We start from the raw sequence: 12,686 nt of genomic DNA on the forward strand, positions 1-12,686 counted from the left end.
CATACTTGCCGCTGCCGCCGCGTCCGCCGGGTTGCTTTCGATGTTCGCGCTCACCGGTGGAGCCACCGCCGCCGGGCCCGCCGCGTCCGCGCCGGGCGGCGTCGGGAGCAACTGGTATGCCGCCGCCCCCTACCTCATGCCGCTCGACAACGACCCGCCGGACGCCGGTGCGGTCATGGACGCCACCGGCCTGAAGGCGTTCCAGCTCGCATTCGTCCTCGCGCCCAACGGCGGTGGTTGTACGCCGACTTGGGACGGAACGAAGCCGGTCTCCACCGATACCGCGGTGGCGGGCGTGATCGCCGCGATCCGGGCCAAGGGCGGTGACGTCTCGGTCTCCATCGGCGGCTACGGCGGCACCAAGCTCGGTCAGACCTGCGGCACACCGGAGGCGACCGCCGCCGCGTACCAGCAGGTGGTCGACAAGTACGGCCTCAAGGCGCTCGACTTCGACCTCGAGGAGCCGGAGTACGAGAACAGCGCGGCCATCCACAACGAGATCGGCGCGGCCAAGATTCTCCAGCAGAAGAATCCCGGCATCTACATCTCGGTGACCACGGCCGGTACCGCCGACGGCACCGGCTGGTTCGGCAAGCAGATGCTCAACGAGGCCAAGGCGCAGGGCTTCACGCCGGACAACTTCTCGATCATGCCGTTCGACGGCGGCTTCAACGGAGCGGCGGCGCAGACCTCCGCGCTGACCAACTTCAACTCCGTCCTGCGCAGCACGTTCGGCTGGGACGCCGCCACCGCCTATGCCCACGAGGGCATTTCGCAGATGAACGGGCGCAGCGACACCGGCGAGTACTTCTACCAGGCGGACTTCCAGACGGTCTACGACTACGCGATCAGCCACCACATGGCGCGCTTCACGAACTGGTCGGTCAACCGCGACCGGCAGTGCACGCCACCGGACAACGGCGGGCGAACGTCGGGCGTGTGCAGCAGCGTTCCGCAGGCGCCCTGGGACTTCACCAAGTTCTCGGTACGGTTCGCGGGCGCCACGCCGCCCACGACACCGCCGACCACGACCCCTCCGACGACCACCCCGCCGGGCAACTGCACGATCGCGGCGTGGGATCGGGCGGCGGTCTACCAGAGCGGCAACTCCGTTTCCCACAAGGGCCATTCGTGGAAGGCCAAGTGGTGGACGCAGGGTGAGGAGCCGGGGACGACCGGGCAGTGGGGGGTGTGGCAGGACCTGGGGCCCTGCTGATTCTCCGCCGCGCCGGCTGTGCTCGTCGGTGTGATCAACCCACCGGTAGGTCGAGTTGGTACTCGGTCGACCGGTGGGTCGGTCGGTAGCCGAGAGCGTCGTTGATGGCGCGCATCGCGTGGTTGGCGTCGGCGGTGTCGGTCAGCAGCGCGGTGAGGTTCGGGTGGCGTTCCCGGGCCTGCCGGATGGCCTCGGCCTTCATCCACAGGCCCAGGCCGTGGCCTCGGTGTTCGGGCAGGACACCCGTGCTGTAGTGCTGACCGTCGCCCTTGCCGTCGCCGGGAACGACCAGTTCGGTGAAGCCGGCGATGGTGTCGTCGGCGGTGTCGATCGCAACGACGGTGTGCAGCAGCTCGCCGCGATCGGCGATGGCCTGGGCCGCCGCGCGGAGGCGTTCCACGTCCCAGAGGACCGTTCCGTAGTCGGTCTCGCCCATCGGCATGTCGTCCATCGCGCGGCGGGAGGCGGCGAAGGTCTCGGCCAGTGCGTCCGGGACGGTGCCGTCCCAGGAGTGCAGCCGGTAGCCGGGGTGGTCCCGCTCGGCGATCGCGGCCCACGCCGCGTCGCCCGGCTCGTGGTCGGTCAGGGGCAGCCGGGTGTAGATCAGGGTCAGCACGTCCCGGAATCCCCGCTCGGACAGGAACGCCGCGCCCGGCGAGTCCGCCTTGGCCTGGGCGAGCAGTGAGCGGCGGCCCGCCTCCCGGGCGGCTTCGACGGCCGCGTGGAGCAGAGCGGTACCGACGCCGTCGCGGCGTTCGGCCGGGTGTACGTGCACCTCCACCTCGGCCAGGTGGTCCTGGCCGGGTTTGTCGAACAGCCGCAGGAAGGCGGAGCCGCGTGGGATGCCGTGGGTGTCGGCGGCCAGCCAGGCCAGGCGGTGGGCGCTGGGGCTCCGCTTCGGGTCGGTGAGCGGGGTGAGGTAGGTCGTCGGCAAGGGGGCTCCATGGAGTGGTGCTCGGTGCTCGGTGCTCGGTGCTTCGTGCTTGGTGTTTTGGTGGGTGTGCTTTGTGCGTGGTGATGCGGGTTTTCGGCGGTCGGACGGCGAACCTAGCCGGCCCGGTGTGTCGACGGCAAGCATCGGGGTGGGTGGGAAAACCCGTTCGTCGCGTGCCGTGGGGCCTGCCTAGGATCGAGCGATGACGATCCCGGAGCAGGACGCCGTGTCGGATGCGGTGGCGCGGGCCGACGCCGCGTGGCTCTCGGCGTACTTCGACGGGGTGCCGTGCCCGATCCCCGTGCTTCGGGGTCTGGTCGCGCACGAGGATCCGACGTTGCGACACCTCGGCGTGGTGTTGCTGCGGGAACGGGTCGGGCGACGCGGGGGTGGTGCGGATCGCGACGCGGCTGCTCTGCTGCCGCATGTGCCGGCCGGATCGGCCGAGGCGGCCCTGGTGCTGGCCGAGGTGTACGCGCGGTTGCGTGTCCCCGTCCCGGAATGGCGCACTGCGGGGTGGCCGGCTCGGGTGCGGATCGCCTGGCTGCGGGCGGAGATCGTGGCCCGGCCCGAGGCGACGGCGCGGGCCGAGCCGGCGGGGGAGGAGCTGTACCGGGCGGTCGAGGGGATCGACGCCGGTGCGGTGGACGACGTCGAGGCCCTGCTGGACGGGTTGTCGGCGCGGCCGGATTCGGTGTTGCGCGCGGCGGCGTTGCGGGTGGTGCGGCGGGCGTTGGCCGATGCGTTGATCGGGCCGGGGCAGGCCCGCGACCGGTTGGTCGAGTTGTTGGATACGGCCGCCGGTGCCGAGGTGGTGGCGGGGGCGTTGGCGGAGTTGGCCGCGCCGTGGGCCGCCGAGGAGATCCCAGCCGGGATGGAGCGGGCGTTGCGCCGACTGCTGCCGGAGTTTCCGGACGCGGTGGAGGTCGCCGCGCGGTTCGGGGCGATCGGGCTGCTGCGCGAGGTGGCCGCGGATCCCGGACTGCCGGGGCGGCAGCGGCAGCGGGCCCTCGCCGCGATCGGCGACTTTGCCGAACGGGGCGATGTGGGCGGGTTGTTGGTGATCGCCGAGGCGGATCAGCTGTTGTTCGCCGAGTCGATCGTGGCCTGCCTGGGGGCGATGCATCGGCGCGGGCACTTCGTCCGGGACGAGGATGTGCCCACCGTGATCGCCATGGCGCTCGCCGACCACCGCGTTGCCGCGGTCGACGTGGCGGTCGTGCTGTACACGGTGCGGCACGAGGCGCTGCGCGTGCTGGTCTCGGTTGCGGACGACCACCCGGACTGGCCGCGATGCGTGGAACTGCTGTCCGCGCTGGCCGCGCAGGGTGCCCCCGATCTGCCGGTCGGCGAGGTGTTGGCCGCTCGGTTGGCCGGTGCCGGCCAGCCGGAGCCCGTATTGGCCGCCCTTCGCGCGTTGCGGCACACGGGCGCGGAGGAGGCCGTGTTGGCCGCGTTGCCCCGGGCGCCTCGGGCCGCGTTGCGCGCGTTGGAGGCGATCGGCGGGCCGCGTACCGTCGCGGTGTTGCGCGACGGGCTGGGGGTGGCCGACCCGGGCGGCGTGGTGGTGCCGCATCTGCGCGGGGTGGCCGACCTCGCGCTGGAGGTGTTGTGGCACCTCACCGACGACCCGCACCGGCGCCGGGAGTTGCGGGCCCGGCTCGACCGACGAGCACTGCCCGAGCGGATCGCGGCCGACCTCGGGATGCCGGACCCGGACGAACTCGCCCTGCTCACCGCGGATATCGACGCCGACCACCCGGTCGCCGCCCTGTGCCGGCTCGCCCGCAACGGCGACGCCCGGACCCTTCCGGCGCTTGCCGACCTGCTGCTGCGGGTGGTGAGCGACCTGGTGGCGAACCGGGGCGAGGAGATCGCCGAGCCGGTGGTGCCGGACGAGGTGGTCGAGGCGATCGGCGCGCTCGGCGAACGCCTCTACCGGCGCCGCGTGTTGCGCCCGGTGTGCCTGCTCGCCGCGACCGACCCGAAGGCGGCGCGCGCCGAACTCGTCCGCGACATCACCCTGGACCTGATCGACCGCGAAGGCGTCACCGACGCCGAACTGGTCGTCCTGCTCGAACTCCTGTCCCGAGGCCAGGAGGCGACCGGGTGCGGTACACGTCAGGCGGAGCCCGGCGTCAAGGACCGTATCCACCACCTGATCCGGCACCGCGACCCGGACGTGCGGAAGCACGCCATCGCGCTGATCGCCCGGGACCCGGACGCGGCCCGTTCGTTGTCCGCGAGCCTGATTCCGCTCACGACCTCCCCGGATCCCCGGACCGTGCGTCAGGCCCTGCGCGCGCTGGGCCGGATGCGGGCCCGGTGGGCGGGGGAGGCGATCGCGGCGTGCCTGGAGCACCCGGTGATGAACGTCGGGAAGTCGGCGGCGGAGGCACTGATCGACGCCGGCACGCCGAGGCAGATTCCGGTGCTGCTGGGGTGGCTCGGGCGGCACGACAATCCGGGTCTGCGCGACTCCTTGACGGCGGCGCTCCGGGAGTTGCTCGGACCGGCGTACCGGGCGCGGGTCCTGGCGGCGGCGGAGCGGGCGACGGACGCGCGGGAGCGTGCGCTGCTGATCCAGGCCCTGGACCGGGAGTGGTCCACCGGTGCCATGGCGGCGCTGGTTCGTCGAGGTTCGGTGGTCGCGGAGCCGATGCTTGTCGGTTTGGCGCGGGGGGACTTCGCCGTGCGGGACGGCGGGATCCCGGATCTGGCCGAGGAGTTCGCGGCCCACGGGATCGCGGTGCCGAAGCCGGTGGCCGAGGCGTCGGAGGAGGACCGGGAGCTCCGGGCCGATCTGCTCACCATGACCCGCCGGGCTCGGCCCGACTACGACCTGCCGGCCGTGTTGCGGTTGGTCCGGCGCGGGCCGAAGGCGTCGCCGCCCGATCAACACGGCGCCCTGCGTGGAGCGTTGCCGCAGCTGCTCGGGCTGGCGCGGTGGCGGCCGGCCGATCGGGCGGCGGTGTTGCGGTTCGTGGTGGCGGTCTGTGCCGCACCGTGGTCGGACGCAGAGCGCGCCGCCCTTGCCGAGGCGTACGACGTGCTCGCGGCCGAACTCGGCACGGTGGACGGCGTCGGCGCGATCCTGGAGGCGATCGCGGGCTCGTCGGCCGAAATCGCCGCCTTCGACCTCGCCCGCCGGATCCGCGCCTTGCCGGGCCCGGCCTTCGCGGGCCCGACCCCACTGGCCGTACTGCGCTGTTGCGGAGCCGTTCGCACCCGCGAGGACGTGGAGCGCGCACTGGCCGGGGTGCGTCCGGGGCCGAACCCCTGGGAGGCCGAAGTCGCGGTGCTCGGCGAGGCGTTCCGGCCGGAGGGGTGGGCGGATGCCGAGGGGGCCGAGGCCGAGGATCCCGAGCGGGTCGCGCTGCTGGACGCCTGGCGGTCCGGGCTCGATGCCGCCGTGCGCTCGCCGCAGGCGCTTGCCGCGTTCCGGGCCGCGACCGAGGCCGGCGCCGGCGCCGAGGCCGAGGCCAGCGCCGTCCCGGACTCCCGGGCGCGGATCGCCGCCCTGATCGACGTCTTCCCGAGTGCCGCGCCCGACACCCGCGTGCCCCTGCTCGACTGGCTGACCGAACTCCAACCGATCGACGCGCCGCCGTGGGTGTCCGCCGAACGGGCCGCCCGGGCCCGCCGGTTCGACCGCACCGGCCCCGCAGCCCGTCTCCCGCACGCGGAAGACCTCGACCAACCACGCTCGACCCCGCAACGGGAGCGTCTGGTGACCCTGCTCGCCGCCGCCGACCCGCGCCGCCGCAGGGCCGCCGCCGAGATCCTGTGCACCTGGGCCGAGCCGGCCACCCGACGCGTCGTCCTGGACGCCCACCTGCGCGGCGCCGTCGACCTGCCCGCGCACCTCCTGCGGCCCCTCGCCCCCACCCTGATCAACCTCGCCGACGACACCGACCCCGCAGGCGTGTTCGCCCACCCGGACGCCGACCTCGCCCGCACCCGAGCCGCGCAGCTGTGCGCGATCATGGCCCCGGAGCACCTGGAACGCGCCGCCCCGCACCTCGTCTCGTGGTGGGAGCACGGCACACCCACGGCCCGGGCGGCGGTACTCTCCGCCACCCGCGCCATGTCCGCCGACGTCCTCGCCGAAGCCCTCCGGACCCGCCTGGACGCCGGCGCCCTGGGCTGCCTCGACCTGCTGCTCGACCGCACCATGCGGCGCACCCCGGAACTGACCGAGACCGTACGTCGGCTGCGCGTCGAAGGGCGCACGGCACTCGCCGACCGATTGACCCTGGTCGGCGGGGTACTCCGTGCACCCGGCCCCGATCGCAACGGCCTTGCCCTGGTGTCCCTGCGCACCCGGACACTGCCGCCCGGTGCCGAGCGCCCCACCCGCGACGAACTGATCGCGACGGTACGGGCGGACGCGCCCGAGCAGGCCCGACGGGCCCTGTCCCGGCTCGCCGACGAACACGGCGCCGATCCACAAGTGCGCGCCCTGGTGGCCGAGTTGCTCGGCCATGCACACCCGCGTGTGCGTCTGCACGCACACCGGATCTCGCGACGCGTGCTCGACCGCGCCGAATACCTGCGACACACCGAGCAGTTGCTCGACGACCCGCGACGGGACGTCGTCCGGGGCGCGATCCGCACGTTGTCGCACGCCGGTTGGCAGCCGGCCGTACCGTCCCTGATCGTCCTGTTCACGGACGCCGACCCGGTGATCCGCGAAGCCGCCGGCGAGGGCTTGGCCCGGATCGGCGTCGCGGTCCTGCCCGCGCTGCGCAAGGCCGCCGCGCACGCCCGCCCGGACCGCCGCGGCCGCTATCTGGAACTGCGCGACCGGATCGCGGCGGCCCCCGAATAGCGGGCCACGGCACCCCGCGCCGTCGTTCCAGGCCATATTGGTCAAACCGGTTCGCGAGTACGCTGGCGGGTATGCCGCGATCCGCCGCCGACACCCGTCGATTCCGCCACGGAGCGGGCAGGCTCGCCCTGGACTTCATCCGCACGCTCAACCGCCGGGGCACACCGCAGGAGAACGAGGAACTACCGGACGCGGAAGCCCTATTCGCATGGGTACGGCAGTTCTGCCCGGGCGGCGGGGTGGTCGCCGTCGCCCCCTTCGCCGCCGTATCGGTTGCCGACGCCCGGCAGTTGCGCGAGGCCATCCACGAACTGATCGTGGTGGCCTGCCGGGGCGAGGGGTTGGCCGCCTGGCGATCCCTGGCCCGGGAGCGGGTCAACCGCGCCGCCGCCGCCCCGACGCCGATCCCGGCGGTGGACGCGTGGGGCCGAGTGCGCTGGAGCGCGCCGGACCCGGTCGCCGCCACCCTGTCGCTGGTCGCCCGGGACGCGATCGACCTGGTCGACTCCGCCGCGATCACCCGGGTCAGGGCCTGCGCCGGCCCGCTCTGCGGCGTGCTGTTCCTGGACGAATCCCGCCCCGGCACCCGCCGTTGGTGCTCGATGAACACTTGCGGCAACCGGGCGAAGAAGCAAACCAACCGAGCCGCAAAACAAAAACTGCACACCGGCTCGTAGCCCGGCAGCGAGCACGGGGCCACCGCGACGTGCGCGATGACCCCGTACCCGGCAACGCCTTGCGGATCTAGTGATTGCCCGTGTCCACACGCGCTGTGTCGCGGGGGTCCTGGACCCTCGTGCGGTAGAGCCATAGCGCCACGCCGACGACCAACACGCCGCAGGCGATGCCCAGTTCCTTGAAGCCGCCGTAGCCGGTGATGGAGAACCCGGTCGCGCCGACCACCAACACCACGGCCAGGAACGCGGCCAGCAGCCAGGCCAGCGGCACGAAGAAGTTCGGCAGCCGGATCGGCCGGGCCAGGTCCGGGCGGTCCCGGCGCAACATCGCGAAGCCCGAGATGGCCAGTACGTGGGTCAGGATGTAGCCCAGGTTGCCGGTCACGATGATCGCGAGCGGGGTCTTGAGCGCGATCAGGATGACCACATTGACCACGAGGGCGATCATCAGCGCCCGCGCCGGCACGCCGCGCCGGTTGAGCACGCCGACCTGCTTGATCGTGGTGCCCTCCTTGCCCATGTTGTAGAGCACACGCGAACCGTCGGCCAGGCCGGTGATCATGATCAGCAGCAGCGAGGCGATCAGGAAGACCACCATCAGGTCGGCCGCGCCGCCCACCAGGTCGTTGAACGCGCCGACGTAGAAGGTGGTCGGGTCGAGCCCGATCTTCTCCTCGCCGACATAGCCGGCCAGCGCCAGCGGCAGCAGGATGAACACGCCGAGCGAGAACAGCACACCCGCGCGCAGCGCCCGCGAGGTGTCCTTGACGGTGTCCTTGTACTCCGGCGCGAAGGTCGCGCAGACCTCGACGCCGAACGACGTCCAGGCCATCACGTACAGCCACACCAACGATTCGCGGATGCCGGCCGCGCCGTGCAGGTTCCAGTGCAGGTTGCTCGCGCTCCAGTCGCCACTGGCGAACGGCAGCACGATGAACACCACGAGCGGCACGAGCAGCATGCCGCCGGTGACGTAGACGACCCACATCGCGACGTGCAGGCCGAACATGGCCGCGCCGAAGAGCAGCACGATCACCGCGATGCCGACCACGATCGGGAAGGTCAGCTCGGCGAAGCCCAGGTCCAGGGTCCAGTCCTGGCCCTGGAACCACTGGGCCTGGACCAGCGAGCCGATGATGCCCGCGTACACGGACAGCGCGGTGGTCCACGGGAACCAATAACCGATGCTGGCCAGCGGGCCGACGAACGGCGCGCGCTTCTTCCAACCCTCGGTCGCGTAGTGCGCGATGCCGCCGGACGACTCGGGGAACATCGCGGCCAACTCGGTGTAGATCCAGTTGGCGATCGTGGCCAGGAGCATCGAACCGGCCCACAGGGCGATCGCGCCCCACGCGCCGAGGCCGCCGATCGAGGCGCCGAGCGAGGCGATCAGCGCGGCGGGCATGGTCAGGGACATCGCGAAGCCGTCGTACCAGCGCATCTTCTTGGCGAGCGCGGGCGGGCCGGCCACAGTGTCGGCGGCGGTACCGGTCGAGCCGGGGGCGGCCGGGTGAGGTGCTGCGGACATACGTTTCCCCTTCGCGGGGTGGGAGCGGCCGGTGGAGGTTCCCGGGGGACGGCCGCTTGGGGGAGGGGGTCGCGGGCTCCGGACGCGCTGCTGTCGACGCCGTCGTCGGCCCTGCCGGTGGCCCTGCTGATGGCCCTGTTATAGATCCGGGTTTTCAACCACGTCAAGGGTTCTTCTTTGTTCGTTCGACAAATGAGAGCTGTCGAAGTTGCTCATTGAGATCTATTGACAGGTCAAAGTTGCTGATGAAGTCTGAGCACACGCCGCCCGAGGACAGAGAGGGATCCCCCCGCATGAGCAGCAACGGCCCCGCCCGCCACCAGTTCTTCATCAACGGCGCCTATGTCGACGGCTCCGGCACCGAGGGCTACGACGTGATCAGCCCGGTCACCGGCGAGCATGTGGCCACCGTCCCGGTGCCCACCGCCGCCGACCTGGACCGGGCCGTCGCCGCCGCCAACACCGCGCAGCGCGCGTGGGCCAGGGTCAACGTCTGGCAGCGCGCGGAGTTGTGTCACCGCATCGGCGACGAGATCACCAAGCGGGTCGACGAGCTGGCCCGCCTCCAGACCCTGGAGCAGGGCAAGCCGCTCGCCGAGTCGGTCGCCGACATCGAGGAGGCCGCGCAGCTCTTCCACCTGCACGCCGAGGACGCGGTCCGGCTGCACGGCGAGACGATGCCCTCCACCGACGGCACGAAGCGCATGTGGACCTTCTACGCGCCGGTCGGCACCTGGGGCATCATCACCCCCTGGAACTTCCCGCTGCTCATGCTCGCCGAGTTCGTCGCCCCGGGGCTGGCCACGGGCAACGCGCACGTGGTCAAGCCGCCGGCCAACACGCCGCTGACGGTGCTCAAGGCGATGGAGGCGTTCGTCGCGGCCGGGGTGCCGGAGGGTCTGATCAACATCCTTCCGGGCGAGGGCGCCACGGGCGACGCGCTCGTGCGGCACGACGGCATCGACGCGATCGGCTTCATCGGGTCCTCCGCGACCGGCGCCAAGATCCAGGCCGCCGCCGGGCTCAAGCGCTCGATCATGGAGTGCTCCGGCAACGGGCCGTTGGTCGTGCTGGAGGACGCCGACCTGGCCGCGGCGGCCAAGGCCGCGGTGTACGGCGCGTACCTGTGCGCCGGGCAGGTCTGCTGCGCCACCGAGCGGGTGATCGTGGTCGACGCGGTACACGACGCGTTCGTGGCAGCCGTGTTGCGGGCCGCCGAGGACGTGGTGCTCGGTGACCCGTTCGATGCCGCCACGAATTTGGGGTCGCTGAACAACGAGGGTGTCGCCGCGAAGATGGATCGGCACATCGCGGATGCGCACGAGCGGGGCGCGAAGGTGCTTTTGGGCGGCAAGCGCCGGGTGGGGATGCCGACGGAGTTGTACTACGAGTTCACCGTGGTGGACGAGGTTCCCGTGGACAGTCTGTTGTCGCGGGAGGAGTCGTTCGGGCCGGTCGTGCCGATCATCACTGCCGTGGACGAGGACGATGCGCTGCGGCTGGCCAACGACGACAAGTTGGGGCTTCAGGGGGCCGTGTTCACGCGGAGCATGCGGGCGGCGTATCGGTTTGTGGAGGAGATGGCGGTTGGGCAGGTCGTGGTGAACGACAGCACGTGTTTTTGGGACGTGAACATGCCGTTCGGCGGGGCCGGGAATCGGGGTACGGGGTGGGGGCGGATCGGGGGCAAGCACACGCTCCTGGACATGTCCGATCTCCGCACGGGCGTGATCAACCTGTAGCCGCCGTTGGCCTCAAGCGCCGGCCGGGCTGGGTGTGACCCGGCCTTCAGCCGAGGTGGCCTCAAGCGCCGGCCGGGCTGCTTGGCCTCAAGCGCCGGCCGGGCTGGGTGTGACCCGGCCTTCAGCCGAGGTGGCCTCAAGCGCCGGCCCGGCTAGTTGGCCTCAAACGCCGGCCGGGCTGTCGATGGCTTGGTTTGGGAAATCCAGCCCGGCCGGCGTTTGAGGCCACTCGGCCGAAGGCCGGGCCCAGTCAGCCTGGCCGGCGTTTGAGGCCGAAAGCCCCGGCCGGCGGTTGAGGCCGATTGTTGGCTTGCCTTTACGAATACCGGTCACTACCCCGTAGGGAACCGCATGACCCCGAGTCACCGCATTGCCTTGCGTAATGCTGCCCAGGAGCCGTTTTGGTTGGATCGGATCGAGTGTCCCGAGCCGTTGGCGCGGCTCGTGGGGGATGTTCGGGTTGATCTGGCCGTGGTTGGTGGCGGGTACACCGGGCTTTGGACCGCGTTGATCGCCAAGCAGCGGGATCCCGGGCGGGATGTACTGGTGTTGGAGCAGGGCACCTGTGGGCATGCCGCCAGTGGGCGCAACGGGGGGTTCTGCTCGCCGAGTCTTACCCATGGGTTGGCCAACGGGCTGCAACGGTGGCCGGATGAGATCGATACGTTGCAGCGCCTGGGTGCGCGCAATCTCGATGCGTTCGAGCGTGACTTGGACACGCATGGGATCGACTGTGGGTTCGGGCGTTTCGGCAAGGTCGCCGTTGCCGCCACCCCCTGGCAGGCCGAGTCCCTGCGGGCGTCGGTGGGGGTTGCCCATCGCTACGGGGAGAAGGCCGAATACCTGGAAGGGGACGCGCTGCGCGCCTACGTCGACTCGCCGTTGTGGGCGGCGGGCGTGTGGCAGCCCGACTACGCGCTCCTGGATCCCGCGCGTCTGGTCTGGGGGCTGCGCCGAGCCTGCCTGGACGCCGGTGTGCGGATCGTGGAGCGTACCGAGGTCACCTCGATCGACACCAAGCCCGCCGACGCGGTCCGGCTGAGCACCGCCTACGGGCTCGTCGCCGCCCGTCGGGTCGCGCTCGCCACCAACATCTACCCGCCGCTGCTGCGCCGGCTCGGCCTGAGCATGGTCCCGGTGTACGACTACGCGCTCACCACCGAGCCGCTGACGGACGAACAACTCGCCGCGATCGGCTGGACCGGCGAACACGGCGTCACCGACGCGGGCAACCAGTTCCACTACCTGCGCAAGACCGCCGACAACCGCATCCTGTGGGGCGGTTACGACGCCATCTACCCGTTCGGCAGCAGGGTCGACGAGGCGCTGACCCAGCGCCCGGAGACGTTCGACATCCTCGCCGAGCAGTTCGCCGCGACCTTCCCGCCGCTCGCCGACGTCGCCTTCTCGCACGCGTGGGGCGGCGTGATCGACTCGACCACCCGGTTCTGCATGTTCGCCGGCACCGCCGCGGCCGGCCGGGTCGGCTACGCGCTCGGCTTCACCGGACTCGGCGTCGGGGCCACCCGGTTCGGCGCCGAGGTGATGCTGGACCTGCTCGCCGGCACCCGGTCGGAACGTACCGAACTCACCATGATCAAGCGCAAGCCGATCCCGTTCCCGCCCGAGCCCGCGCGCTGGATCGGCATCCAGGCCACCCGCTGGTCGATGGCCCGCGAGGACGCGCACGGCGGCCGCAACCTGTGGCTGCGCTCGCTGGACCGACTCGGACTGGGCTTCGACTCGTGAACCACCCGG

The 12,686-nt window shown here is 71.7% G+C and carries 7 protein-coding genes; 5 read left to right on the forward strand and 2 right to left on the reverse strand.

Annotated elements, in window-relative coordinates:
• Positions 1–40 precede the first annotated feature (40 nt).
• Positions 41–1,216, forward strand: a complete 1,176-nt coding sequence (locus tag ACMXN5_RS28100; RefSeq protein ID WP_380010404.1) for a chitinase — start codon at positions 41–43, stop codon at positions 1,214–1,216.
• Between the two features lie 34 nt (positions 1,217–1,250).
• Here ACMXN5_RS28100 and ACMXN5_RS28105 read toward each other — a convergent pair whose 3' ends face one another.
• Positions 1,251–2,150: a GNAT family N-acetyltransferase gene (locus tag ACMXN5_RS28105; protein WP_439677574.1), complete on the reverse strand. Its 900-nt coding sequence runs from the start codon at positions 2,148–2,150 to the stop codon at positions 1,251–1,253.
• A gap of 202 nt (positions 2,151–2,352) precedes the next feature.
• Here ACMXN5_RS28105 and ACMXN5_RS28110 point away from each other — a divergent pair, with 202 nt between their 5' ends.
• A complete protein-coding gene (locus tag ACMXN5_RS28110) occupies positions 2,353–6,981 on the forward strand; it encodes a HEAT repeat domain-containing protein (protein ID WP_439677575.1) in 4,629 nt (1,542 codons plus the stop codon).
• A gap of 71 nt (positions 6,982–7,052) precedes the next feature.
• Positions 7,053–7,658: a CGNR zinc finger domain-containing protein gene (locus ACMXN5_RS28115; RefSeq protein ID WP_439677576.1), complete on the forward strand. Its 606-nt coding sequence runs from the start codon at positions 7,053–7,055 to the stop codon at positions 7,656–7,658.
• 67 nt (positions 7,659–7,725) lie between these two features.
• On the opposite strand, the gene ACMXN5_RS28120 is transcribed toward ACMXN5_RS28115, so the two are convergent.
• A complete protein-coding gene (locus ACMXN5_RS28120; protein WP_439677577.1) occupies positions 7,726–9,186 on the reverse strand; it encodes an APC family permease in 1,461 nt (486 codons plus the stop codon).
• Positions 9,187–9,479: 293 nt separating this feature from the next.
• Between ACMXN5_RS28120 and ACMXN5_RS28125 the strand changes: the two genes are divergently transcribed.
• Both ACMXN5_RS28125 and ACMXN5_RS28130 read left to right on the forward strand, forming a co-directional pair.
• A complete protein-coding gene (locus ACMXN5_RS28125; RefSeq protein WP_380009892.1) occupies positions 9,480–10,928 on the forward strand; it encodes an aldehyde dehydrogenase family protein in 1,449 nt (482 codons plus the stop codon).
• A 351-nt stretch (positions 10,929–11,279) separates the two neighbouring features.
• On the forward strand, positions 11,280–12,677 hold the full coding sequence (locus tag ACMXN5_RS28130; RefSeq protein ID WP_395790775.1) for an NAD(P)/FAD-dependent oxidoreductase: 1,398 nt from the start codon (positions 11,280–11,282) through the stop codon (positions 12,675–12,677).
• Positions 12,678–12,686 lie beyond the last annotated feature (9 nt).

This window comes from Embleya australiensis (assembly GCF_051903075.1).
GTDB lineage: Bacteria > Actinomycetota > Actinomycetes > Streptomycetales > Streptomycetaceae > Embleya.

Coding starts and splice junctions, on each gene's coding strand:
- ACMXN5_RS28130 (WP_395790775.1), top strand. CDS start 11,280: ATGACCCCGAGTCACCGCATTGCCTTGCGTAATGCTGCCCAGGAGCCG.
- ACMXN5_RS28115 (WP_439677576.1), top strand. CDS start 7,053: ATGCCGCGATCCGCCGCCGACACCCGTCGATTCCGCCACGGAGCGGGC.
- ACMXN5_RS28120 (WP_439677577.1), bottom strand. CDS start 9,186: ATGTCCGCAGCACCTCACCCGGCCGCCCCCGGCTCGACCGGTACCGCC.
- ACMXN5_RS28125 (WP_380009892.1), top strand. CDS start 9,480: ATGAGCAGCAACGGCCCCGCCCGCCACCAGTTCTTCATCAACGGCGCC.
- ACMXN5_RS28110 (WP_439677575.1), top strand. CDS start 2,353: ATGACGATCCCGGAGCAGGACGCCGTGTCGGATGCGGTGGCGCGGGCC.
- ACMXN5_RS28100 (WP_380010404.1), top strand. CDS start 41: ATGTTCGCGCTCACCGGTGGAGCCACCGCCGCCGGGCCCGCCGCGTCC.